We start from the raw sequence: 26,345 nt of genomic DNA on the forward strand, positions 1-26,345 counted from the left end.
AATCATCACTTAAAAAAATGAACTACACCAAACTTAAAGCAGCTTTTCTTTTGCTGCCCTTACAATTACTGTTTTTAAATCAAGGCATTGCCCAAGAAACTAAATTAATGCATCAACCAGCTATTAGCGATACGCAAATAGCGTTTATTTATGCCCAAGACTTATGGGTGGCAGATAAGGACGGTAGCAATCCTAGAAGATTAACTGTTGATAAAGGCATAGAATCCAATCCGGTTTTTTCACCGGACGGGAGTTTGATTGCCTTTAATGCGGAGTATGATGGCAACCATGACGTCTATATTGTACCTGCCACTGGGGGCGTACCCAAAAGACTAACGTACCACCCATACCGCGATTTAGTAAGAGATTTTACCCCAGATGGAAAACAAGTACTATTCGCTTCTAGAAGAAATACACATACCAACCGCTATTTTAAATTATATACCGTGCCTGTTGAAGGTGGTGCTACTACAGCACTAGATGTACCTAATGCTTTTTGGGCCACCTATTCTAAGGATGGGCAACAGTTGGCCTACAACCCCTATTTTGATGCCTTTCACCAATGGAAACACTATAGAGGTGGCCGTATTTCTAAAATATGGATATATGATATTGACTCGCATAAGATTACAGAAATTCCAAAACCTAATGGCGGCAGTAACGATGTACAACCACAATGGTATGGCGACAAGGTGTTTTTTAGAAGCGACCGCGATGGCGAGTTTAACTTATTTGGTTATGACACCAAAAGCAAACAAATTACCAAGCTAACAGATTATACAGACTTTCCTGCTATAGACCCTAAAATGCATAAAGGCTTAATTATTTACGAACATGCTGGAACGTTGCATATTTATGACACCAATACGGGTAAAGACACCAAATTAAGTATAACTATAACTACGGATTTATTGGAGCTAAGGGAACGTTATGTTTCAGGACAAAACTACGTTCGTTCTGGTAGTATCTCGCCTTCTGGGGCTAGAGTGGTACTAGATTTTAGAGGAGAGGTGGTTACCCTACCCGCAGAAAAAGGAGATATCAAGAATATGACACAAACTCCAGGCGTGCATGAAAAATTTCCGGCATGGTCGCCAGATGGCAAAACTATTGCCTATTTATCTGATGCCTCTGGTGAGTATGCTTTGCATGTGCAAACCGTAGCCACAGGTACCATCAAAAAAATAAAATTAGATGGTACAGGGTTTTACGGCAATCTGCATTGGTCTCCTAACAGTAAAATGGTAAGCTATGTAGATAATGGCCGTAACCTATATGTTACCAATATAGCCACCACTAAAACTACTAAAATTGACCAAGACGAATTGTTTATACCGGGCGACTTAAGAGAGCTTTTTAGTGATTGGTCTTACGATTCTAACTGGATAGCCTACACCAAGATTATTGGAACCAATTTTGAAAAAGCCTTCTTATATTCCTTAGCAGAGAACAAATCTTACGAACTTACCGATGGACTTGCCAACGTTACGGAACCTAAATTTGACCCTAGTGGAAAGTACATGTACGTTTTAGCTTCTACGGATGCGGGCCCTGTAATTAATTGGTTTGACCAATCTAACCAAGACAAAGTAAGTACCAACACTATATACCTTTTAACCCTTCAAAAAGATGTTGTTTCACCCTTAAAAAAGGAAAACGATGTTGAATTAGGTGAAAACAAAGCTGCGGAAACAAAAAAACCAGAAACCTTGAAAATAGATTGGGATGGCCTACAAAATAGAATGCTTGCGCTGCCCATTGAAACAGGTTCTTACCGTAACCTTGCCTTGGCTAATGAGGGTGAATTATTTTATGTTTCTGCTGATATATTCAACGGGGAACGCCAACTCTTCAAATTTACCTTTGACGAACGGAAGGCCGAAGCACAATTTCCTTTAGACTATTTTGAGGTAGCCAGCGGAGGTAAAAAAATGTTTTATAACAGCAGTAACTCTTGGTTTGTGTCCGATTTAGGTAAAAAAGCTGAAAATGGCCCCTTACCCTTAAACAACATCACTGTAAAAATAAATCCGCAAGAAGAATGGAACAATATCTTTAACGAAGCTTGGCGGGTTAATAGAGATTATTTTTATGACCCGGGAATGCATGGAGCAGATTGGAATGCCATGAAAGCGAAATACGAACCCTTTTTGGCACACCTTTCTTGCAAAGATGACTTGTACCGCGTAATGCGATGGATGTTTAGTGAGTTGGCCGTGGGGCACCATAGGTTTGATCGGGAAGGAGATGCGTTTAATGAGGTCAAAAATATATCGGGCGGATTACTAGGTGCGGATTACCAAGTAAACAACAATCGCTATCAGATAACCAAAATTTACGGCGGCCTTAACTGGACACCAGACCTAAAATCGCCTCTTACAGAACCTGGAGTACATGTAAACCAAGGTGATTATATCCTAGCCGTAAACGGTAAAAATGTTTTGGGGACCGATAATTTATACCGCTTTTTTGAAAACACCGCCAACACCTTGGTAGACTTAAAAGTGAGTACCTCGCCAGATGGCAGTAATGCCAGAACTTACCAAGTAACGCCATTGGCTACAGAATGGGCCATACGCAACCGTGATTGGGTAGAAGGTAATATGAAAAAGGTACACGAAGCTACAAATGGAAAAGTAGCTTACGTTTATGTGCCCAATACCGCGAAAGCAGGATTTGAATATTTTAAAAGATATTTTTATCCACAAGCCAATAAAGAAGCTATTATCATAGATGAACGCTACAATGGCGGTGGACAGTTGGCAGATTATTATATAGACATTCTTAAAAGACCCGTGCAAGCACATTGGAATTTTAGGTATGGAAAAGATTTAAAATCGCCCAGCGCCTCTATTCAAGGGCCAAAAGTAATGTTGATAGACGAAATGGCCGGTTCTGGTGGCGATTATTTACCATGGATGTTTCGCAAATTTGAATTGGGAACCTTAGTAGGTAAACGTACATGGGGTGGTCTTGTAGGTGTATTGGGTTATCCAGAATTTATAGATGGTGGGGTGGTTACCGCACCCAATGTAGCGTTCTATTCTGATAAAGGTTTTAGAGTAGAGAACGAAGGGGTTGCTCCAGATGTAGATGTGGAACAACTACCAGAATTAGTAATTAAAGGGCATGACCCACAATTGGAAAAAGCAATAGAAATAGTCCTTAAAGAACTTAAAGATAAACCCATCAAAAAGACGGTAACACCAACATATCCAATTAGAGTAAAACAGTAAGCACAAAATTGACTTTTAATCCAAATGAATTTTCAAAATAAAAAGGTATTGATAACAGGAGGCTCCAGAGGCATTGGCAAAGCAACCGCTTTAGCCTTTGCCCAAAAGGGCGCCCAGATAGGCATCAATTTTAAAACCAACAAAGAAGAGGCTCAAAAAACATTGGATAACTTACCTGGAGAGGGCCATTATTTGTTTCAAAAAGATATTTCTGAAAAAGAAAACTGTGAGCAATTAATTGAAGAATTTATTGGTATCTATGGGCAACTAGACGTGTTGGTGAACAATGCTGGCATTTCAATTTTTCATGAAGTAGATAAGGTAAATTTAGACGAATGGTCTTCTGCGTGGGAAACAACTTTTAAAACCAATTTATTTGCTGCCGCTAACCTAACTTTTTGTGCAGCTAAAGCCATGATGCAAACCGGTGGTGGCCGCATAGTAAACGTATCCTCTAGAGGAGCTTTTAGAGGAGAACCTACCAAACCCGCTTATGGAGCCAGCAAGGCAGCCTTAAATGCTATGAGTCAGTCTTTGGCCAAAAAGTTAGCCCCGCATAAAATCTACCTAGGTGTGGTTGCTCCAGGATTTACAGAGACCGAAATGGCCGCGGTTACCCTTACACCAACAGAACGCGAAAACCTTTTGCGTGAATCGCCCTTTAAACGCATGGCGCAACCGGAGGAGGTGGCCCATGCTATCTTATTTTTGGCTTCAGAAGGGGCGGAATATTCCTCTGGTACTATAATAGATGTAAATGGGGCCAGTTACCTCCGTAACTAGCTACAATTGAATTAATTCGTTAAAATTTTATTAATACGGAGCAATAGCATGCTAAAGTGAGTGGCATCTATTGCAGCCCTACATAATTGCTTGTAAATTATTGGCTTAATTCTCATAATAACCGACTCAAGAAAATGAAAAAAATTACACTACTCCTATTTCTGGGCTTTACCTTACTACTTACGGCCCAAGAAAATGAAGGCGCCTTGTCTTCCAAAAATTTAAAAGGTTTAAAATTTAGAAATATTGGTCCGGCATTTACTTCTGGGCGTTTGGCAGATATCGCTATAGACCCTACAAATGAAAGCATTATATATGCTGCCGTTGGTTCTGGCGGGGTTTGGAAAACAACCAATGCAGGCACCACTTGGGAGCCAATCTTTGATAATGAAACAAGCTATTCTATTGGCTGTATTACCATAGACCCTAACAACCCACATAATTTATGGGTAGGTACTGGTGAAAACGTTGGTGGTCGCCATGTTGGTTTTGGAGATGGCATCTACCGTAGTACAGATGCTGGTAAAACCTGGAAAAATATGGGTCTTTCCAAAACAGAGCATTTATCCAAAATTATTGTTCACCCAGAAGATTCTAACACCATTTGGGTGGCAGCCCAAGGTCCACTATGGAGCAAAGGTGGGGAACGTGGTCTGTACAAATCTACAGACGGTGGTACTACTTGGAAAAAAACATTAGGAAACGAAGAATGGACAGGTGTTACTGATATAGTAATAGACCCTAGAAACCCAGATGTATTATATGCCGCAACTTGGGACAGACACCGTACCGTTGCCGCTTACATGGGCGGTGGTCCTGGTTCTGGTTTACATAAAAGTACAGACGGTGGTGAAACCTGGACAGCACTCACCAACGGTATACCTAAATCGAACCTAGGTAAAATTGGATTGGCCATCTCCCCTTTTAACCCAGATATTATTTATGCGGCTATTGAACTGGACCGCACCAAAGGTGGTTTATTTATTTCTAGAGATAGAGGAAGTTCATGGAGTAAGCAATCGGATATGGTTTCTGGAGGAACTGGACCGCATTACTATCAAGAGCTATACGCCCATCCACACCATGATGGTAGAATTTACCTAATGAACAATTATGTTTTAGTATCTGATGACCATGGTAAAACCTACCGTAGAATGAACAGGAATAAAACACATAGCGATGTGCATGCAATGGCCTTTAAAAAGAACGACCCTAATTACATTTTAATGGGTTCTGATGGAGGTCTCTACGAAACTTATGATGACACCGAAACATGGCGTTATTTTGACAATCTGCCAATAACCCAATATTATAAATTAGCAGTAGATGATTCTGAGCCCTTTTATAATATTTATGCCGGAACCCAGGATAATGGCTCCCACAAAGGACCCTCAAGAACCATGCGCGAAGCTGGTATTTTAAATCGTGATTGGAAGAAGGTTTTAGGGGCAGATGGACATCAGTCTGCTATTGAGCCTGGCAATCCGGACATAACCTATGGTGAATTTCAACAAGGTACATTATTTAGAATAGACCATAAAACTGGTGAAAGTGTTTACATACAACCACAAGCTGGTGAAGGTGAACCATACGAACGTTTCAATTGGGACGCCCCCATTCTAGTTAGCCCCCATGATCCCAAGCGTATCTACGTAGCCTCTTACCGCGTGTGGCGCTCAGATAATAGAGGAGATGATTGGACAGCCATATCGGGTGATTTAACCAAAGGCCTTGAGCGTATTAAACAACCTATAATGGGTGGTTTACAAAGCTGGGACAACCCTTGGGATTTAAAGGCAATGTCTACCTTCAGCACCATCACGTCTTTAGCAGAATCGCCTTTGCAAGAAGGTTTATTATATGCTGGCACAGACGATGGTATTATTCAAGTTTCTGAAGATGGTGGTGCTAACTGGCGTAAATTTAACTACCAAAATTTAAAAGGTTTGCCTGCGAATGCGTTTGTAAATGATATTAGAGCAGATTTACATGATGCCAATACCGTTTATGCCGCCTTGGATAACCATAAAAATGGCGACTTTAAACCCTACTTAATCAAGAGTACAGATGCCGGTAAAACGTGGAAATCTATTACTGGCAACCTACCCAGCAAACTATTGGTTTGGCGATTGGCACAAGATCATGTAGATAAAAACCTATTGTTCTTGGCCACCGAATTCGGCATCTATTTCACCAATGATGGTGGTAGCAATTGGATAAAACTAGAAGGCGGTATACCTACCATCTCGTTTAGGGATATAGCTATTCAACGAAGAGAAAATGATCTAGTGGGTGCTTCTTTTGGTCGTGGTTTCTTTGTTTTAGATGATTATAGCGCATTAAGAAATTTAAATACAGCGGATTTAGCCAATAATGAAGCCTTACTTTTTGATACCAGAAAAGCCTATTGGTACAATCAAATTGATGATGTTAGCAGCCAAGGAGCCAACCAATATGTTGCAGAAAACCCTAAATACGGTGCCACGTTTACGTATTTTATTAGAGACGAATACAAAACGTTGGAAGGTCTACGTAAGGATACCGAGAAAGAGTTATCTAAAAACAAGCAGAACATCCCTTTTCCTGGTTGGGAAGCCTTAGATGCTGAAGCTTTGGAAGATGGGGTAATGCTTTTATTTACCATAAAAGATAAGTCTGGCAATGTTGTAAAGACCTTAACCACAAAACCAAAGAAAGGATTTAACCGAATAACTTGGGATTTATCTACTAACAACAAAGCTATGGTTCCCTTAGAAAAACCTAACCGGGAATTTGGAGGAACAGCCGTTTTACCGGGGACATACACAGTTAGTCTTGCTAAAATGCAAGATGGAAACCTAGTAGAATTAGCAGGTCCAAAAAACTTTGAAGTTGTACCGTTGTTAGAGCCTGCCTTAAAAGGTATTTCTGACACGGAAAGAATTGCATTCAAAGAGCGTTATGAGGCATTTACTTTACGCTTAAATAAAACGAATTTACAGTTAGATAAGGCACAGAAAAGATTGGACGCCATGCAAAGAGCGTTCTTGTTGGCAGACAGCCAACCCAGTAACCTAGCAAATTCTTTATATAATCTTAAGAAAGAATTAAACGATTTAGAAATTCAATTGAATGGAAGTAAGAGTAAGGACGAAGTAGGCGCCAACCAAGCACCAACACCTAACGATGCAAGGTATTTGGGCAGAAGAGCCCTTGGTACCACTTATGGGCCCACAGGCAATCACAGCAAAGCAATTGACAGGGCATCTAAACAGTTAAATACCATAGTACCTCAAGTAAATACAGCTTTGGCAAAAATTCCGGCATTAGAAAAACAACTAACGGCTATTGGAGCGCCACCAATAGAAGATTAATACCGGTAAAGCCAACTTTAAATAAAATCCCCTTCTTTAAAAGAAGGGGATTTCTTTTGTCTATTTTTAACCTATGAAAGCTGCTACCCTTGCACAACTAAAAAAAGAATTGCAACATCTAGACCGTGAAGAACTTTTACAATTTTGTCTACGTTTGGGGCGGTTTAAGTTGGAAAATAAAGAACTTATTACCTATCTCTTATTTTACGCAGATGATGAAGACGGCTACATGGAAACAGTAAAACAACAGCTAGATAATCAGTTTGCAGAGATAAACACTACCAGCTACTTCTACATTAAAAAAAGTGTTAGAAAAATAGTAAAAGGATTAAAAAAGAACATTAGGTATTCTGGCAAAAAAGAAACCGAAGCCGAACTGTTATTGTACTTCTGCAAAAAGCTATTAACCATGAAGCCTTCCATTAAACGCAATAAGGTGCTAACCAACACTTATGAAAGGCAACTTGCCTTGGCCCAAAAAAAAATAAGCGGCCTACATGAAGATTTACAATACGATTTAAATCTATTACTAGAAGATCTTAAGTCTTTTTAGAAGTTATACTTAAACGGTTTTAAATGGTAGGTAAATCCTAAGTTAAAAGCATTAGAAAAGAAATTTTCTATGGTATAAAATTCTGCCCCAGCACTTACTGTAAAGTATTTACCAATATTAGCGTTAAGGTTGGCCAAGTACCTTTCAAAATTTGGCTGATTCTGATTTTCATAAAAATAAGTTGCGCTGCTATCCAAGTAAAATTTGTCGTCTTGTTTACCAATTATAAGATGTACCCCCGCACCACCAATAAAACGTTTATCTGCTAACCAATACGGAAAACCATCTCTTTGGTCCTTACTTGCAATACCATAAGATGCCTCTGCTAATGGCCCCAATTGCCAATTGGCATTTACAGCTAACACGTTATAGGTTGTCCTTACCGTGCCCGTAGCCATAAAAGCAGCATCCGTAAAGTAATTACCCTCTAGGTTAATTACTTGGGTAAGTTTTGGAAATAACATCAATTCATTATAACTCTCCGCTGTTGCCATATAAATTCCACGCACATATCCTGGTCCTGTAGGGACTGGATTAAAACTCAGTTTATTGCTATAAAAGTTTTTTTCCTTTGCAAAACTTATGCTGGCAGCAGCGTGGAAAAATGTATTGTTAAAGTTATCCCCTTCTATCCTTGCCCTAAAGGTTAAATCGTATTCCTTGTTCCTATCGTTCTTAAAAATATATTCCAAGCCCAGTAAATTACGCTCCTCATTATCTAGCGTATCTCCTATAAAGTTTATGGGGTATACAAAACCTCTAACACCTGCCAAAGCATGAATATTATTCTTATTATCCGTAAGATTATACCCTCCCTTAAAGTTGAGTACCGTTGGGTCTAACCTATCATTCATTGAGTTGCTCTTGAAAAAAACATCGTGGCCTTCTAAAAGTCGCTCTTTAGACCTTAATTCTGTTTTAGTATTATCACTAAATAATTTAGGATACTTACCTACCAAAAACATTTGTTCATTGATGGGAAGGTATTCTATATTTTTATTGATTTTGCCCCGTAATTCAATGTAATTTTTTCCACTTGCAATTTCATTTGCAATTTCTGAAGCAAGAGACAAATCTCCCATATACAATAGCAGAGTAGCCATATGATAACGTACTTCATTATCTTCTGGATGTAAATCCATATAATTGTGATAGACACGCCTCATTTTGGTAAAGCGCCTTACTTCGTAATTCCAAGTAAGCAAATCTTTAACGGGTACGGTTGTTGCGCAGTCTGACCATGCCAAGGCTCCCGTGTAATTTTCCCTATTTCCAAAGAGTATTGCTATTTTATCGGCAATAGATACAAGTTCCTTGGCGCAATAAGATTTATTTAGAAGCTCAGCATAAGCTCTATTTTCATCAGATTTAATTAAAATACCGTAATATTCTGCTGGGTTGGATTCTTTTAATTTTTCAAATTGGGTAGATTTTAAAAACCAAAAATCTCTAGTATCCCCATCTATAGCTTCAGAACAGTACGCCCAGGCCAAAGCATTGGAATAATCCAAGGCATCAGCATAATACCAAGCCAATTCTGTTGCCATTTCCTTGTAATTTTCTTCACAAGGTTCAATAGTTGCCAAAGCTGTATTTAAGTCAGCTTCTTTATTATCCAGTAAAAACTTTATGTATGCTTTTTGGTTTGCTCCATTAGCTGAAACCTTGCTTAATTGCCTATATGCTTCTTTAATATTTTTTAGATTGTCATCTGAGTAAAAAGCAGCTATATATTCATTTAAAAAATCTGTACTGCCTTGCTGGGTCTTAAGCATCCTATCAAACCAAAGTTTTTGTACGGCCATATTATTGTAACCGTGTTCTTGGCCAATTGAAAGTACATTATGCAAAAAGGCAGAATCTTCTGAAGTTTTAAAATACTTATCAAAATAATCCCACATGCGCTCTTGTTTGTTGGCGCCTAACATTAAATCCGCGTATTTTTTCCAAAGAGAGACTGTTAATTTATTGCCTGCCGTAACATGTTTCTCCATTTCTTCTGCGGCCTTAAAGTTTTCTCCTGTATTTACCAGTTTTTCTAATTTCATGTTTAAGGGCAAAAACTGAAATTTAAATTCTGTAAAGGTTTTTCTTTCTGCTGCAATTCTGGCAACAACAGTAGCATCATCCTCTCCTGATTTAGCTTTAAGTTTGCCTACGGCTATAAACGGATCATGAGTTTTAATTTGGTATAAATGACCATTTAAAATGGGAAGTTTGGTGAATTCTAGAATATTACCGGTTAATTCTTGTTCAAATTTAGAAGACTTTTCCGTTGGTACATAAGCAAACCACAAATGCTCTGTTTGTTCTTGACCATAACTGTCTGAAAATACCATATGCACACCATCCTCATCTGTATGTTCATATTTTGCGTAGCGCCATTTAATGGTATACTCAGAACCGTCTTTAGCGGTAACAAAGCGGGTATAAGGGTATTTACTTTTAAATGATAATAACTCTTCTTCAAAAGTTTCATACAAACCCTTTTTCCCATTCTTAGTTCGCCAAGGTAGCTGGTTGGCATTTCTATAGCGGTAATGACCACTTGTTTTTTTATTAGAACCATCTGGTATTTGAAAAACATCGTCTGGGTGCAAAAAGTGGTTCCAGATTCCAGTAAATAAAAACAAAGAATGAATCTCAATTTTTAAATCGTCCGAAATTTCAAAACCACTACTTATCCTAGGATAATCAAAAAAATGGGGATTCCATCTATCCGGGTCATATTCCCTATTACTACCCCTATCAAAATCTCCAAAATATTGACTCTGCATGTATCTTAAGGTAGGGAACGCTTCTTCTAACTTGGCCAACCCTAAACTATCAATAACATTAGATGGAGGAACATAAGAAACCGGCAATGCGCCAAATTTTGCCGTTTTCCATTTTTTTTCTGCCGAGTTCAATGCCGTAACCATATAATCCGGATTGGGCCATTCTTCCTTGGTCAAAGAAACATGGTTATAACCATGCAAACCTAGTTCGTGACCGTTATTTAGCAACTGCCTACCAAACCAATTACTTATTTCTTCTTCATAACCGCTACGGTTAAACCTATTGGCTTCCCATTCTGTAAAGATAAAGGGAGGCTTTACATTGTAATTGTAATCAAAAGCTGGGTATGCGGTATACTTAAGCTCTAGCCTCTCTGCCAAAGCCAACATGTCTGGCCACCAAACATCTGTAAAGTATTTAGACATGGTAATATTCTGATTGCTTTTTACAGGTTCCTTGTATATATTGTATACAGGCGCAGGAAAATCATCTAAATGTACATTGGCCACATTAGAAACAGGGTAAGGCATACCCTCTAAACCTAACAACAAACTAGAAAACAATACACCCCTAGAAACCTTGTAAAAGTTATCGTCCGTATTATGCACAATCACTTTTCCCCTACCAATCTTATGCTCAAAAATTAAAGGGTAAGTTTTATTGTTTTTAGCGGTTACCCAAACTTTTAAATCATCTTTAAAGTTGTCTGCAGCAAAACCGTTGTGAGCATAATTTAATCCTGGATGAACTTTACCTTTAGCTTCCGGAAATAATTCTTCCTTTAAGAAATAGCCTTTAGCAGCTACATCCCTATTTAATTTGTACGTAGGATCCATACCCATTAAATATGCCATGCGTTCATCTGCATTAACATTTACCAAAAAGAGACTACCGCCTCTGGCAACAAAAGCATGTAAGGTGTCTATAGCTCTTTCATTTAACTCAAATGTATTTGAAACGCAGAGTAGTTTTACCGAGTTGGGTATTTTTGTGGTCAGGTTAAATTGATCATTACCAATTGTTGTTAAGGGCAACTTTGCATAATCTGTAACCTTTGCCAAATTGGTATACGTATTGCTTTTTTGACCTATATAAGCTAAAACGGGATTGGAATTATTACGTTTAACCCTACTCCAATCTTTTTGCAAATCCTTACTTGGTTGACAACCATAAACCAACACCAAAACAAGACATAAAAACTTAAATCCCTTGGTCATAATTAAATATCATTTCGTTAATGCCACTAAGATTAGGCGCATTTATTATTTCTAAAACTTTTAAGTGTTCTGTTTCCTGATAGGTTTTTACGGTACGCCCTTTTGCTTTGAGGTCTTTAAGTAAGGTCTCTATACCTGTATAAGTTTCTTCTTGGGTATGAAACAAGGATTCTGAAGATTTTTCTTTGGTAAGCACAACAAAAACACTTTCTGGAAGAATCTCATCATCTTTAATTTTAACCGCACCTCCTAAGGCTTTCTTAGCATGAAAAACCGAATCTCTTTTGGCATATTCTGCCACAAATTGTTGATGTGACAAGAACAGATGCTCCTTTTGTGCTAGCTTATAACCATAGTAATTGTTAACAACTACGTAACTGTTCTGAAATTGATTTTGGTACAACTTATCATACAGGTTTACAATTTCTTTTTTTAACTCTCCCGTTTTGGCAGAATAAGTATTGGTAACATCTACCATTAAGGTAGTAATGGTTAAAAAGGCCAAGACAACTATTGTACTAACTCTTTTAAATTTTACCCAAGCGGTTTTCTTAAGTAAAATCATATCCAAAATCCTTAAAATAGCAAATAATGAAATTGCAAATTGTATAGGATAAAGTACCGTAAGTGCTTTAAAAAACAAATCTATATCCATCCATTTAAAGCCAATTACACTAATATTAAATGCTAATAAAAAGAAAATGGTAAAAGATAAATTAGGTCCAATATTCTTCTTATTCAGCCGTAAGAAAACAAGTCCTAAAAGCCCTACACTGGCGGTGATTTGGTAGAGTAGCAATAAAGTGTTAAAGTCTACCAACAAAGATGGAAAATAAGAATATGTATCTACGCTTAAAATGTTACTAGTAAAGAAAGAATATATATCTATTTTCCTGATATAACATACCAAAAGTTTTATACCCACCATAAGTAGAATAGCCAGTAGATAGGATAGAAAGCTTTTTAAAATATATTTTTTATTCCTACCAAAATCTACTAAGGACGCCACCAATAAAATTGGCATTAGCATAAATAGAACGTAGTAATTAATCAATGCAACCGCACTAGCCATTAAGAACTGAACCAAAAAATATTTTGTTTCAAAATGTGCTATTTCTTTTGGTCTGCACAGAAAAATAAAAAATATCAAAGCAAAGAACAATCCTAAATAAATAGGAGAATGTTCCATAATTATAGTGGGGTTTACTGGCAATAAATAAAAAACTGTTGCAAAAAACATAGTTCCTACAAAAGGTAATCGCCATCTAGATCCCGTAAAAGTTGCAATTAAATAGAAAATTACGGCGCAAAGCATAAAGGCTTCTATAAGACCAAAAGTATATAAAGCCATCTCCTTACTTATACCTGTTAATTTTGCATACACGTTTACAAGTGCCAACTCTCCTACCACACGGTAGTCGTCTATTAGCCAAAAATTAGCATCAAAATTTTTAACGATATCCAAAGATTCTAACCAAGATTTAGATAAGGTGTAACCATCTAAACCTACATAACCAAACCGCATAAGAATGGCTACAAAACCAATACCCAATAATAACAAGGTAGGTCTATGAAATTGTTTCGGCATATAGTTTTTTAGTTCTTTATGCCATAGTTTTTTTAAATTACGTTCCCGCTTTTCTAAGAAAATAAAAAAAGCAATCAGCATACGCCTTTTTAGATTTTTATCTTTTCCTCTAGGATTTATTAGTGAACCAATTTTAAAGTAGTTGTAGAAAGAAATACCAAATAACAATAAGATTAGGGTAAACGTGCTATACATGTTTAATTGTACTAAAACAAACATACCCAGTAGTAATGCAGCCCCGTATATTGCGGTACGTCTAACAAAATAAGAGTAAGTATAATTTTGTAAATGTTGCCTAACCGCAAATTGATGTACCACCAACAAGCCTAATAACAATAGGATAAGTCTAAAAGGCGCTATCAAAAAATTATCGAACATTCGTTATTCTTATTGTTTATATTGATTTAGGGCGATGTTGCTCACAAAATAGGAGAATGGCAATCCGCTAAGTCTTTTATGAACTTGCTGGGTCACCTCTTCCTCTATAGCATACTCCACCACCAGAACTTCAATCTTAAATTCATCTTTAGCTTGTAGAAGTTGTTGCTTTCTTTGATTAAAATCTTGCTGCTTTCTTAACCGATACGCTTTTTCCTTAAAGTTGTAATCCGTAGCAACAGATTCCACCAATACCGTACTTATAAGTTGATGCGTTTTTGGTAATAGATCCAATCCCCCATTTTGCACCCAAATGTTAGGTTTAGCCTCTTGATCTATGGTATGGATCAAGTGTAGCACCTCATTTTTTAATTCTGGTAAATTTCCCCATGCACCAACATTATCCATGGTGTCTAAAAACAAACCATCAAATCCTTTTTGCAATAGGGCCAAGGCATGCTCTTTCATAAGGTTTAATGCTCTATTGTCTTTTAAGTTGATATAACAACTGCCCCAAGTTTCATTTTCTCCCATGGTGTATGGTGCAAAATTTTTATAATCCTCATCGTCTTTACTTATCTCTGTAAAGCTTATGTATGCCAACACCAAATTGCATTTTGCTTTTAATGCTTTTACCTCTTGTGCATTGTACAGGTTCCCTTCTACAATTAATAGCTTTAAATTATTGGGTAACAAATCGGGGTTTACCTTGGCATATGTTACCACAAAATCTTGCTGCGCCCTGGTTTTTATACTCCAGAGCCCGGCCATACCTAATAGGGTTATCATCACTATATTTTTTTTAATAGGCTGCACTGTAATGAAAGTCTAGACGATTAAAAAAATTGTGTAAATGTTTATGGGTAAGAACGGTAAAGACTATTGCTCCTAGCAACATACCATACACGCTTAAATCGTGTGTAAACGTTCTGCTCAACACAAAACCAACACTAAAATTCACCAAAGTTGCAATTGCTAAAGCACGCAAACTAGGTCTCACTACATTTAGGGTAAACATGTAAAGTACATTTAGCATGCCCCAGCTCAAGAAAATATAACCTATACTACCCGCAATGGATACGTGCATACTTGTTGTTGCCAACTCCTCGCCAAACTTGGCAATATAACCCCAAGGTTCAGTAACTAAAAGGTAGATAACCACGCTAGAAATTATAGCGGTAATCCAAAGAATAAGAATGTGGCTTCTGTACAACTTCTTAAAATGATTACCAAAAATTTTTCTATCTGTAAAAGCTAAGCCTTTTTGGTTTTGGTCTAATTTTCTACTAAATTCTGCAATGGCATATTCACCAACGCCAACGAGTGCAAAAAACATAAGAATGGCCAAATCCATCCCTATTTCATAATTTTTCTCGTACAATAAGGGAAACTTAAAACTGTTGGTCCAATTTGCAGACCAAGCAATTATACGATCCATAAATACAAAGACGTACAAAAGCATACCATAAAAGAAATATGGGTAGTTATTATAAAACACTTTTATTTTAGATGGCCGCTCGTATTCTCTTTTATCTACACCTATTTTTTGTTTAAAAAAATACCAGATAAATGCCAGATTAAACGTGATAGCTGCTGCAAGTCCAAGAAAATGGCTTACATAAACATGCACCTTAAAAATCTCGTGCAAGACTAAGGCTATAATTGTGGCCAATGTTATGGTAATGGTTACCGCCCATCTCTTTTTAAGCGGATAAAAAGGCGCTATAGTTAATAATAAAGTGGCCAGCATAAACGAATACCCACACAAAACCAACATAAAAGATATAGGAAACAAGTGTAGTAGAAAATTGGTCAAAAACAAGAATAGTACTCCTCCTAAGAAAAGTTTTATTCCAGATTGGGTATAGGAATAAATTAGATGTCTTGTTTTGGCATATTTCTTATGCTCCCAATAGAAAAAAGCCTGTCTACCCATTAATTGTACAAAACCACCAGAGATTACAAAACCAAAGATTACCCCTAGTACTACGGCAGTAGATTGTACGATATTAAATTTAAGATAGGTCCAAAGTGAATAATTAAAATAAATAATTGCAAATACCTGTATAAATATCGGCAACAAATAAAACAAGCCTATTCCGTAATACTTGGCAAACCAATTAAGTTTTACTTTAGAATAGTCATTAACTGGCAGGTAGGCTTGCGTTCGCTGTTCTTTTTTTTCTGCCGTATTTTTAACGTCTTCCCTAGGCATAGCTACAATCTGATTGTAAATAGCAGCTGCCAAATCTTGTAAGGAGTCAAAACCGTAATCTTGTTTGGTGTCTTGATTACGGATACCAAAAGATTCTAGCGTTGCATAAACTACCAATAAACCTTGGGGTTTACCCACTTGCGCAACTACCTTAGTGCTCAAATCATTGTACCTATCTACTGTGTCCATTAAGCTAATTGAATCTTTTTTAGGGGTAATTTTTCAATTTGGGGAACAGGCAACGTCAAAGACTTGTATTCTTTTGTAAAGAGTGTAATAAACTGCTCTATAGTAAATAGTTCCAAAACCCTTTCTCTACAGGCCCCTCCCATTTTTTTTCGGAGCGTTTCGTCTCTTAAAATAGAAATAACTTTTTCTGAGATACCTTCTAAATCCCTAGGTTTACAGATATAGCCACAAGCTGGTGTCAAGGCTTCTGATACGCCACCAACATCTGTGGCCACTACAGGTATACCACAGCTCATAGATTCGATTACCGTATAAGGAAAACCTTCAGAAATTGAGGTAAGTATAGAAATATCGCCCTCTAAAAATAATTTTTCCGGTTTAGCATGGAAACCAGCAAGTTTAAAATGGTCTTCTAATGCTAGTTCGGCAATTAAATTTTGGCATTGTTCCGTATACTCTGGAACCGCATCTTTATTGCCATACACTAAAAAAAGCACATTAGGAATAGATTTGCGTACTTCTGCGCAAACCTTAATCATGGTAATAATATCTTTTAAATCGAATATCCTAGCCGCTGCTACTACCGTAGGGCGTTCTTTTTTGCTACTAGTCTTAGCAGGAACAAATTTTGATGCTTCTACCCCGTTATAAACTACACTTACTTTTTCCTTTTGCGCACCATAACGAAGTGCCCAATCTATATTAAATTTACTCACCGTTAAAATACGATCGCACTCCCTATATGTTAAGCGTGTTAACATTTCGGAAAAAACGATTAAAAGTCTTTTTAAAAACGGTGAATACGCCGTTTTACTTATTGCCAACATACGTTCTCTAATAAACACCCCATGCTCTGTAAGCATTGTTTTTGAGCCGTATTTTTCTTTATTTTTTAGCGCAGGTATAATTCCCGTACCTGCAATAGTTAAGTGGGTAATAGCTGCTTTTGGTGGATCTATGGCCAAAGGAATCAAAAACCGATAAATTAATCGGATACCCATACTCATGTCTTGCAGGCTAGCACTATTAAGCTCTTTTTGAGGCCAAATGTTAGCTATACAGTAATTAAAACAATTCCAGACAGACTCGCTTCTTAGCGTAGATTTATAGTCATAATTGTTAAAAAACTGCCACATTTTAATAAAGGCTTGTTTTATAGCCTCTAACTCGGCATTTGTTTGTGGTGTGTCCTTAAAAGTATTTTCTAGAAAGACCTTAAAATGAGGTACAAATAAATTTTGAACGTTCTCATATGTGGTAAGCTCCCTACGCATAAGAATGGTCTTATATTCTTCATTATAATCCACACAATCATAAGGTTCTTCTGGAGACCAAACCGGAATTTGCACTACCTCTTTTACCGAATTGCCCAAATCATATAACGGTTCATATTCTACATCTGCGGTGAGTGCATACAAGCTAAAATCAAAATCCTTAATGTTTTGGGTTAGGTAATGCGCCCATGTAGACACCCCGCCGCCTTTATATGGGTACGTACCTTCTGTAACAAGAAGTATGTTCTTATTTATTTTAGATGGGGATGGCATTGTTCATAGTTAATGGACAACAAAAATCCACCTGCAAATAGCCAATAACAAAATTTTAGGATTATAAGCAGATTACATCTACAAACAACATCAGAGTTAGAGATTTGTAGGAAAACGATTAATCTTCAAAGTATTCAAAGGCATCGACAATATCCAAATAAACACCGTCGAACTGAGAAGACAGAATCAAGTTTAAATAAGAATCTGGATTGTATATAATAGTATTTTGCCAGTCTTGCTCCCAATATTTTACTTTAAAATTGCCTGGCCAATTTGGATTTTCATCTGCCAACCAAACAGGAGGTTCAAAATCCCAATTACTATCCCAATAATAACGGTAATCCTCTGCTTCGCCAATAGACATGTACGCAATAACTTTACGTGTACCTCCATTAGCTTTAGTTTTTAAGGCAACAATATCTTCCGCGGTAAGTTGTTGCTCAGTAGCAAAAAACGCATCTAGGATAAAAACGTCATAATTTGTAGCCTGCAGGGCTGCCAACCAAGCACTTTTAGAAGAAAAAGCAGCGTAATTTAAAAAGAATAGATGGTTTTGGGCATCAGATAAAAGCCCAATATTATTGGTGTTTTCATTAGGTAAAGGATAAGCTCGCGTAGGTATTACGTCTAATTCTCTTTCCGTAGCCACAAAATGAATAAACCCTCTTTCTTGGGCATTACTTATACTAGTATTTATTTTATTGTTAGTACGGCAATAATCGGTTACCAATATGGCATTACCTTCCGCTTTAGACTTTTCTAAGTAGTTTAATAGATATCTAGTTCTACTATTACCAGTGGCCGAGTTATCCCTGGGATCACCATACCAAAGCGACTCTTGCCCGTGACCGTCTATTGCATTTAAATAATCTATAGCTAATTCCCCATCTACTGTACCATCTAGGGTCACTAGTTCTACACCATTTTGTGGAATAATGTTGAATTCTGGATTTTTTTCTTTGGCGTAACGCGATATTTCTATAACAAAAGCCCGCATTTCGTCTCTATAAAAGGTAGCACTCAAAGGTTGTTCTTCTGTAGGTATCATGACTTCCTCTTCAAACTCTTGTGTAGTTTGGGAACAGGTAAGAAAAAAGACTCCCATTAATACTGAAAAAATAAAACCTCTGTGTAGCATATATCGCATAAATTCAGCTTTCAAAGATAATCGCAAATTTTAGACCAGAAATTTTTATGCCATCCATATTCATGGCATAAGGCAGCCTCATTTTTAGCACAAAAACCTAAAAAGTTAGCCTAGCTATTTTCAAAGCCTAACCCAACCCTACGTCTAAGGTCATCATAATAACAAAACCAGCAATGAAGCCCATGGTAGCAATATCTGTGTATTTATCTTGTTGCGTTTCTGGTATAACTTCTTCTACTACCACAAAAATCATTGCTCCTGCGGCAAAAGCAAGCGCATAAGGCAATATAGGTTCAAATGTGAGTACCGCCCAAGCACCTAAAACACCCGCAATGGGCTCTACAATAGCAGAGGCCTGCCCATACATAAAACTTCTTCTTCTGCTTAAACCATGCCTACGCATTGGCACAGCCACTGCAAAACCCTCCGGAAAATTTTGCAAACCAATACCCAAAGCCAAGGCAACGGCACCACCAATGGTAGCTCCTTCAAACCCAGATGCTACGCCTCCAAACAGTACACCAACAGCCAAACCTTCTGGTATGTTGTGCAAGGTAATGGCCAATACTAAAAGAACGGTTCTATGCCATGGGGTTTTAATTCCTTCTGCCTCATCAGTTTTAAAATTGATGTGCAAATGGGGCAATATCTTGTCTAACCCAAAAATAAAGGCTGCTCCAAGTAAAAATCCAATTGCGGCAGGTATTACCTTAACAAAACCCTCTCCCGGACTCATTTCTATTCCCGGAGCCAATAAACTCCAGAAACTAGCGGCTACCATAACCCCACCCGTAAAACCAAGCATACCGTCCATGATAGAGCGCCTAGGGTTTTTAAATAAAAAAACCAATCCCGCTCCAGCGGCGGTTAAACCCCAAGTAAATAAAGTAGCATATAAAGCTGCTAAAATGGGGTCTATACGTTCAAAATAGGAGACAATTGCTTCCATTTAATTTTCTTTTTTAATGTATAGGTTATTTGCTATTTGACTAGAAATATGAAGTTCCTTACCATCTATTTTAACCAATAAGGATTCATCAAAATCTTCAACATCAAGAACCTCAATGGTATGCCCTAGTGCTATTTGGTTTTTATCCAAAAATTTTAAAAATGCGCTAGAAGTATCTTTTACCCCAACACAAATACCTTTTTGTTGGGTTTTTAACTCGCTCAATAATTGTTTTTCCCGCTCATGAAATTCACCATCTTTAGTGGGTATAGGGTCTCCGTGTGGATCGTACTTGGGAAATTCTAACAATTCATCAATTTTATCAATTAACTTCTCGCTTTTAATATGCTCTAATTGTTCGGCAACTTCATGTACCTCATCCCAAGAAAAGTCTAGCTTTTTTACTAAAAACACTTCCCATAGCCTGTGTTTACGAATAATGGATAGCGCAGTCTTTTTTCCTTTGGCGGTCAAAGAAACACCTTGATATTTAATATAGTTCACCAAAGTTTTTTCCGCTAATTTTTTGGCCATATCCGTAACTGAAGACGGTTTGGTATCCATCTCTTCTGCCAAGGCATTGGTACTAATGCTCTGTTCTTTATGGCCTCCTAAATGATAAATAGCCTTTAGATAGTTTTCTTCGGAACGGGTCATCAATTACAGTATTGTCATCTAAAATCAGTATTAAACAAACTCAATAGCAAAAGGTTAAGACCACAAAACAAATACTATTTAGCTAATTCCAATAATAAATTACAAGAAATAACAGCTTTAGTTTGAATTGACACAAAAATACATTTTTATTTGTCAAATTGTATTTTTAGTTTTGTCTAAATATTAATTTATATGAAGCAAAATCTATTTTTTGCACTTATCATAGTATTTATTAACAGCGGTTTAGCCCAAAACGAAGCTATTAAAGGGAGGGTATTTGATGCGGATGGTCCCGTACCGTTTGTAAACATTTATCTAGAACATAGCCAAACCGGAACAGCAACAGATGAAAATGGCAAGTTTATCTTGTCCAATCTAGCGCCCGGAACCTACACTTTAATCGCATCTGCCATAGGCTATCAACCTTTTAAGAAGAATGTTACTATAGCAAATGGAGAAACAGTTACTTTAAACCTTAACCTAATTACGAGTGCACAAAATCTAAACGAAACCGTAGTTACCGGCACTTTAAAAGCAGTAAATAGAATGGATAGCCCCGTTCCGGTAGAAGTGTACTCCCCTACTTTCTTAAAACAAAACCCTACCCCAAACATTTTTGAAGCCCTACAAAATGTAAATGGTGTAAGACCACAAATTAACTGCAATGTTTGCAACACTGGAGACATACATATAAATGGCTTAGAAGGCCCTTATACTTTAGTTTTAATTGATGGAATGCCAATAGTAAGCGGGTTAGGTACAGTATATGGTTTGTCTGGTATTCCCAACTCACTTATAGACCAGATAGAGGTGGTAAAAGGTCCGGCTTCTACTTTATACGGCAGTGAAGCGGTAGGTGGTCTAATAAATATTATAACCAAACATACGCCTGAGGCACCAACCTTCTTCGCTGATTCTTTTGGCTCTAGTTGGGGCGAGTTTAACCTAGATATTGGTACTAAATTTAGCTTGGGCAAAAAGGCCGATGCTTTAATAGGGTTAAATTATTTTAAATACGATACCCCTATAGATAACAACAACGACAATTTTACCGACTTAACACTGCAAGACAGGATTTCCGTATTTCAAAAATGGAATTTTAAACGTAAAAATGCCCGAATATTTTCTTTGGCGGGCCGCTTTTTTTACGAAGACAGGTGGGGTGGTGAACTACAATGGACGCCAGAATTTAGAGGTGGAGACGAAATTTATGGTGAAAGCATTTATACCCGTCGTTGGGAGGTTATTGGAAAATATCAGTTACCCGTAAATGAAAACGTATTGCTTTCAGTTTCTTATAACGACCATCATCAAAATTCTGTTTATGGCAATGTGCCGTATTTGGCAGACCAAAGAATAGGCTTTGGACAATTAACCTGGGATAAAACGCTTGGAAAACATGATATTTTATTAGGCACGGCATTACGCTATAATTATTATGATGATAATACCCCTGCAACCGCTAATTTGGAAGGCAATTTTGCGGATGAAATTTGGATTCCAAGTTTTTTTCTTCAAGATGAATTCAAAATCAATAACAAGCATGCGTTATTAGGAGGTATCCGTTATGATTATGACCAGCGCCATGGCAGCATACTTACACCACGAGGTGCTTATCGCTACAAAATAACCGATAATGACATTGTCCGGTTTAATTTTGGAACAGGTTTTAGGGTAGTAAACCTTTTTACGGAAGACCATGCCGCATTAACAGGATCTAGAGATGTAGTAATTACAGAAGAATTGAATCCTGAAAAATCCTTCAATTTTAACCTAAACTACCTAAAAAAGGTATATATGGACAATGGTATGTATATTGGTTTGGATGCTTCTTTATTTCACACACGCTTTAGCAATCAAATTTTACCAGACTATGACACCAATCCCAACCAAATTATTTACGATAACCTAGACGGTAGTTCAGTTTCTCAAGGCGTGTCTGCCAATTTAGATTTGGTTTTACCCAGCGGTTTAAAGTTTTTACTTGGGGCCACCTATCAAGATGTAACCAACAAAGAAAATGGCAATAAAAAACAACAAATTTTAACTGAGCGGTTTTCTGGAACCTGGAATGCTTCTTATACTTTTCGCCAACTAAATTTAAGTGTAGACTATACGGGGAATATATATGGGCCCATGCGTTTACCCTTGTTAAGTGATCTTGATCCAAGAGCCGAATACTCGCCCACTTGGAGTATTCAGAACATACAATTTACCTTTAAAGGATGGGCTAATTTTGAACTTTACACCGGCGTAAAAAACCTTTTAAATTGGACGCCTAATAGAGGAAACCCTTTTATAATTGCCCGCGCAAACGACCCATTTGACAAAGAAGTTCAATTTGATGCCAACGGGGAAGCAATTGCAACACAGGATAATCCTTATGCCCTAACTTTTGACCCAAGTTATGTTTATGGACCAAACCAAGGCATACGTGGTTTTCTTGGTCTACGCTATTCTATAAACTAAAAAGCTTTCTTAATTCATATTTTACGCTTTACAATAAAAGATTTGCGCTAAAGGGTTCTCTACATAAACCAAAACCAATTACTTTTGATTAAATTTTCAAAGAAAAATGCAAGAAAATCTACCTTGGTTTATACTTATTGGCCATGTGCTTTTACTACTCTTCATTGATTTTTTTGTACTTCATAAAAAGAACGAGATAGTCACCAACAAAAAAGCGTTGTGGGAAACCCTATTTTTTGTTTCCAACGCACTTTTATTTACAGGTGCCGTTTACTATTTTTATAAAAATGGTATGGTTGCCAACCCTACGCAAATACCCGCTTCAGAAGCGGTATTTAAATATATTTCTGGCTATTTAATAGAACTATCTTTAAGTGTAGACAACCTCTTTGTAATCGCCATTATATTTACCGGGTATAATATTCCGCTCAAATACCAACATAAACTGCTTTTCTTGGGTATTCTAGGGGCCATAATCTTTAGGGCAATTTTAATTGCATTTGGCTTATTGTTGATCAATAAATTTCATAACGTAACCATCATTTTTGGACTGTTCTTGCTGTATACGGCAATTAGCATGTTCAAAAAAGAAGATTTAAATAAAAACAAAGACAAGAAAAACAAAGGCATTGCTAAATTCTTTAATATTTCTGATGTTATCGATGGTGACAAATTCCGCACTATTGTTGATGGCAAAAAAGTTTTTACCGCCTTATTTGGCGCCCTAATTACCATAGAATTTACAGATTTATTATTTGCTCTGGATAGCATTCCTGCAATTTTGGCCATTACCACAGACCCGTATCTTATTTTTAGCTCTAACATATTTGCAATCATGGGGTTACGTTCCCTGTATTTTTTCTTGGCCAATATGTTAGAACGCTTTTACTATCTTAAATACAGTGTTTTTGCAATTCTAATTTTTGTTGCGTTTAAGTTAATGTTAGCCAATTGGTTAAAGATACCTGAGTGGATTTCCCTTACTGTGATTGCCATTTCTTTGGCTATTGGTATTTGGGTATCTATGGTACGCTCCAAAAAGTAAAGTGTTGCTTTTGTACCTTTAACAAATGCATTATAACTACGTAATTGTTGGTGCGGGCGCAGCTGGCTTGCTTTTACTTAAAGCAATGGCCAAAGATGGCTTTTTTGATAATGCATCTATTCTGGTAATAGATAAAAATAGAAAAACAGAAAACGACAGAACTTGGTGTTTTTGGGAAAAAGGAAAAAGCGAATTGGATTCTTTTACCCACAAACAATGGAATACCATACAATTTAAAACAGATAGTTTTACCAAGGCAGAATCCATTGGTCCTTACCGCTATAAAATGATAAGGGGAATTGATTTTTATGAACAATTGATTCCCGCACTAAAAGCGAAAAAAAACATACATTTTTTACAAGACAGGGTTACCCATATAGAAGTGAAAACCAAACAGCTATTTATCGAAAATGGTACAGAGCCTATTTGTGCAGACTATATTTTTGATAGCAGGTTTAACTATACGGAATTACTAGAGCAAAGCAAATACCCTGTCTTGCAACAGCACTTTATTGGTTGGCATATTAAGATAAATTCGCCCATTTTTAACGCGGACACGGCCACTTTCATGGATTTTAGTGTGCCGCAAAAAGGCAATACACGATTTATGTATGTTCTCCCTTTTTCGCAAACTGAAGCCTTAGTGGAGTATACCTTATTTTCTGCCGCACCTTTAGAAACCAAAGAATACGAAAAGGCTATTTCTGATTACCTGCTGCAATTGGGCATTCTAGAATTTGAAATTATTGCCAAAGAAAAAGGCAACATACCCATGACGTGCCATCCGTTTTATACTAAAAACCAATCGCATTACTTAAAAATTGGTATCGCAGGCGGATGGGCAAAGCCAAGTACAGGCTACACCTTTTACAACAGCACAAAACAGGTACAAAAAGTGCTCGCCCTAATTAAAAACAATCAACCCTTAACCCAATTAAAACCAAAGAAAAAATTCTGGTTCTATGATGTTTTATTATTAGATATTCTAAACCAAAGCAACTATCTAGGGAGCATCATTTTTGGTAGTATGTTCCAAAAAAGAAATTCCAAACTCATTTTAAAATTTTTAGACGAAGAAACCAACCTGTGGGAAGACCTACAACTTATTTGGGCCTGTCCTAAAAAGCCTTTTTTAAATGCGCTGTTTAAAAGAGTATTCCATAGGCAAAGAACCTAACTATTTGTCCGTAATCCATGCTTAAACCCTACGCGTCATCAAACTTTCGCCAAAGGCCAATAGAGCATCTTTACTACCGTTAGAAACATTAATGTGTTTAAGTTGTTCAAAAGCCAATTGGGTATATTCTTCTACCGCAGCAAGAATAGCGGCAACCGCTCCACTTTTTTCAAAAATAGCCTTTACCGTTTCTATTTTAGTCTGGCTATCTTCTGGTTGCAGACTAAACAATTGTTGCAAGCTCTTTTTGTCTTCTCCTTTTGCATTTTGCATGGCAATGATGTACAGATAGGTTTTTTTGTTCTCGATTATGTCTCCACCTACTTGTTTGCCAAAGCTTTCTGGATTACCAAAAGCATCTAAATAATCGTCTTGTAATTGAAAGGCAATACCTAGGTTTTTACCAAAGGCATAAATAGCTTCTTGATCTTTTGCAGAAGCCCCAGCTACAATTGCACCCATTTGCAAAGCGGCAGCCACCAAAACTGAAGTTTTAAACGCTATCATCTGTAAATACTCCTCCAAAGTAACATCATCCCTTACCTCAAAATCAACATCATATTGTTGGCCCTCGCACACTTGTAATGCTGTGGTATTAAATAATACCAATAGCTCCTTTAGCATTTTGGCATCATATTGAGCTAAATATTGATACGCATTAATCAGCATGGCATCGCCAGAGAGTATCCCCGTGTTAACATCCCATTTTTCATGAACGGTGGTTTTACCACGGCGTAAAGGCGCATCGTCCATAATATCGTCATGTACCAAAGAAAAGTTATGAAATACTTCCACGGCCATAGCCGCAGGCAGTGCTTTTTTATAATCGGTTCCAAAAAGTTCGCACCCCATCAACGTTAAAATAGGCCGCATGCGTTTGCCACCAAGTTCCAATATATAATTAATTGGTTCGTACAACTGTATAGGCTCTTTATGGGTAGCGTTTTCTTTTAGATAGGTTAAAAAGGTTTCACGGTAGTCTTGCAAACGGTGCATAAATGGCTTTTTGCCCAAAAATACATCCAAAAACATTAACAATTTGTGAATCCAATCGTCTAAACAAT

Annotated in this window: 16 protein-coding genes; 7 read left to right on the forward strand and 9 right to left on the reverse strand. The window is 37.2% G+C overall.

From position 1 onward, the window contains the following. Positions 1-17 precede the first annotated feature (17 nt). The 4 genes from BUL40_RS00365 to BUL40_RS00380 all read left to right on the forward strand — a co-directional run bounded on the left by BUL40_RS00365 (position 18) and on the right by BUL40_RS00380 (position 7,925). The gene (locus tag BUL40_RS00365; RefSeq protein WP_080317623.1) at positions 18-3,236 is read left to right on the forward strand and encodes a S41 family peptidase; all 3,219 of its coding nucleotides are present in this window, start codon (positions 18-20) and stop codon (positions 3,234-3,236) included. Positions 3,237-3,260: 24 nt separating this feature from the next. Next, complete coding sequence (locus BUL40_RS00370; RefSeq protein WP_080317624.1) at positions 3,261-4,019, forward strand: SDR family NAD(P)-dependent oxidoreductase; 759 nt, start codon at positions 3,261-3,263, stop codon at positions 4,017-4,019. Positions 4,020-4,153: 134 nt separating this feature from the next. Beyond that, positions 4,154-7,372, forward strand: coding sequence for a VPS10 domain-containing protein (locus BUL40_RS00375; protein ID WP_080317625.1), 3,219 nt, complete (start codon positions 4,154-4,156; stop codon positions 7,370-7,372). A 73-nt stretch (positions 7,373-7,445) separates the two neighbouring features. After that, a complete protein-coding gene (locus BUL40_RS00380) occupies positions 7,446-7,925 on the forward strand; it encodes a hypothetical protein (protein ID WP_010518721.1) in 480 nt (159 codons plus the stop codon). Here the strand turns inward: BUL40_RS00380 and BUL40_RS00385 are convergent. The 8 genes from BUL40_RS00385 to BUL40_RS00420 form a co-directional block, all read right to left on the reverse strand. Then, a complete protein-coding gene (locus BUL40_RS00385) occupies positions 7,922-11,920 on the reverse strand; it encodes a DUF2194 domain-containing protein (protein ID WP_080317626.1) in 3,999 nt (1,332 codons plus the stop codon). The two genes, BUL40_RS00380 and BUL40_RS00385, sit on opposite strands and share 4 nt — an antisense overlap. Continuing rightward, on the reverse strand, positions 11,904-13,886 hold the full coding sequence (locus BUL40_RS00390) for a hypothetical protein (protein WP_141239623.1): 1,983 nt from the start codon (positions 13,884-13,886) through the stop codon (positions 11,904-11,906). The genes BUL40_RS00385 and BUL40_RS00390 overlap by 17 nt, the downstream gene beginning before the upstream one ends. Positions 13,887-13,895: 9 nt before the next feature. Continuing rightward, positions 13,896-14,675 carry an endo alpha-1,4 polygalactosaminidase gene (locus BUL40_RS00395; RefSeq protein ID WP_141239624.1) on the reverse strand — a complete coding sequence of 260 codons (780 nt, stop codon included), beginning with the start codon at positions 14,673-14,675 and terminating at the stop codon, positions 13,896-13,898. A gap of 13 nt (positions 14,676-14,688) precedes the next feature. Continuing rightward, a complete protein-coding gene (locus tag BUL40_RS00400) occupies positions 14,689-16,290 on the reverse strand; it encodes a hypothetical protein (protein ID WP_080317629.1) in 1,602 nt (533 codons plus the stop codon). Then, positions 16,290-17,837: a GT4 family glycosyltransferase PelF gene (gene pelF, locus BUL40_RS00405; RefSeq protein WP_080317630.1), complete on the reverse strand. Its 1,548-nt coding sequence runs from the start codon at positions 17,835-17,837 to the stop codon at positions 16,290-16,292. The genes BUL40_RS00400 and pelF overlap by 1 nt, the downstream gene beginning before the upstream one ends. Positions 17,838-17,955: 118 nt before the next feature. Continuing rightward, positions 17,956-18,984, reverse strand: a complete 1,029-nt coding sequence (locus BUL40_RS00410; protein ID WP_244901795.1) for an endo alpha-1,4 polygalactosaminidase — start codon at positions 18,982-18,984, stop codon at positions 17,956-17,958. A gap of 127 nt (positions 18,985-19,111) precedes the next feature. Continuing rightward, positions 19,112-19,933: a ZIP family metal transporter gene (locus BUL40_RS00415; protein ID WP_010518728.1), complete on the reverse strand. Its 822-nt coding sequence runs from the start codon at positions 19,931-19,933 to the stop codon at positions 19,112-19,114. Further along, entirely contained in the window at positions 19,934-20,590 is a 657-nt protein-coding gene (locus BUL40_RS00420; RefSeq protein ID WP_080317632.1) for a metal-dependent transcriptional regulator, read from the reverse strand. 192 nt (positions 20,591-20,782) lie between these two features. Here BUL40_RS00420 and BUL40_RS00425 point away from each other — a divergent pair, with 192 nt between their 5' ends. The 3 genes from BUL40_RS00425 (at position 20,783) to BUL40_RS00435 (ending at position 25,281) form a co-directional block, all read left to right on the forward strand. Continuing rightward, positions 20,783-23,059, forward strand: coding sequence for a TonB-dependent receptor (locus BUL40_RS00425; RefSeq protein WP_080317633.1), 2,277 nt, complete (start codon positions 20,783-20,785; stop codon positions 23,057-23,059). Between the two features lie 106 nt (positions 23,060-23,165). Next, positions 23,166-24,104, forward strand: coding sequence for a TerC/Alx family metal homeostasis membrane protein (locus BUL40_RS00430; protein ID WP_080317634.1), 939 nt, complete (start codon positions 23,166-23,168; stop codon positions 24,102-24,104). Positions 24,105-24,129: 25 nt separating this feature from the next. After that, positions 24,130-25,281, forward strand: a complete 1,152-nt coding sequence (locus tag BUL40_RS00435; protein WP_080317635.1) for a lycopene cyclase family protein — start codon at positions 24,130-24,132, stop codon at positions 25,279-25,281. A gap of 21 nt (positions 25,282-25,302) precedes the next feature. Here BUL40_RS00435 and BUL40_RS00440 read toward each other — a convergent pair whose 3' ends face one another. Beyond that, on the reverse strand, positions 25,303-26,277 hold the full coding sequence (locus tag BUL40_RS00440; RefSeq protein WP_080318006.1) for a polyprenyl synthetase family protein: 975 nt from the start codon (positions 26,275-26,277) through the stop codon (positions 25,303-25,305). Positions 26,278-26,345: the final 68 nt, after the last annotated feature.

The organism is Croceivirga radicis (genome assembly GCF_002072105.2).
In the GTDB taxonomy this organism is placed as follows: domain Bacteria; phylum Bacteroidota; class Bacteroidia; order Flavobacteriales; family Flavobacteriaceae; genus Croceivirga; species Croceivirga radicis.

Bases quoted from the DNA above. Each gene is read 5' to 3' on its own strand.
- BUL40_RS00420 (WP_080317632.1), bottom strand. From the start codon at position 20,590: ATGACCCGTTCCGAAGAAAACTATCTAAAGGCTATTTATCATTTAGGA.
- BUL40_RS00375 (WP_080317625.1), top strand. From the start codon at position 4,154: ATGAAAAAAATTACACTACTCCTATTTCTGGGCTTTACCTTACTACTT.
- BUL40_RS00390 (WP_141239623.1), bottom strand. From the start codon at position 13,886: ATGTTCGATAATTTTTTGATAGCGCCTTTTAGACTTATCCTATTGTTA.
- BUL40_RS00415 (WP_010518728.1), bottom strand. From the start codon at position 19,933: ATGGAAGCAATTGTCTCCTATTTTGAACGTATAGACCCCATTTTAGCA.
- BUL40_RS00385 (WP_080317626.1), bottom strand. From the start codon at position 11,920: ATGACCAAGGGATTTAAGTTTTTATGTCTTGTTTTGGTGTTGGTTTAT.
- BUL40_RS00430 (WP_080317634.1), top strand. From the start codon at position 23,166: ATGCAAGAAAATCTACCTTGGTTTATACTTATTGGCCATGTGCTTTTA.
- BUL40_RS00425 (WP_080317633.1), top strand. From the start codon at position 20,783: ATGAAGCAAAATCTATTTTTTGCACTTATCATAGTATTTATTAACAGC.
- BUL40_RS00440 (WP_080318006.1), bottom strand. From the start codon at position 26,277: ATGCACCGTTTGCAAGACTACCGTGAAACCTTTTTAACCTATCTAAAA.
- BUL40_RS00380 (WP_010518721.1), top strand. From the start codon at position 7,446: ATGAAAGCTGCTACCCTTGCACAACTAAAAAAAGAATTGCAACATCTA.
- BUL40_RS00370 (WP_080317624.1), top strand. From the start codon at position 3,261: ATGAATTTTCAAAATAAAAAGGTATTGATAACAGGAGGCTCCAGAGGC.
- BUL40_RS00435 (WP_080317635.1), top strand. From the start codon at position 24,130: ATGCATTATAACTACGTAATTGTTGGTGCGGGCGCAGCTGGCTTGCTT.
- BUL40_RS00400 (WP_080317629.1), bottom strand. From the start codon at position 16,290: ATGGACACAGTAGATAGGTACAATGATTTGAGCACTAAGGTAGTTGCG.
- pelF (WP_080317630.1), bottom strand. From the start codon at position 17,837: ATGCCATCCCCATCTAAAATAAATAAGAACATACTTCTTGTTACAGAA.
- BUL40_RS00395 (WP_141239624.1), bottom strand. From the start codon at position 14,675: ATGATAACCCTATTAGGTATGGCCGGGCTCTGGAGTATAAAAACCAGG.
- BUL40_RS00365 (WP_080317623.1), top strand. From the start codon at position 18: ATGAACTACACCAAACTTAAAGCAGCTTTTCTTTTGCTGCCCTTACAA.
- BUL40_RS00410 (WP_244901795.1), bottom strand. From the start codon at position 18,984: ATGCGATATATGCTACACAGAGGTTTTATTTTTTCAGTATTAATGGGA.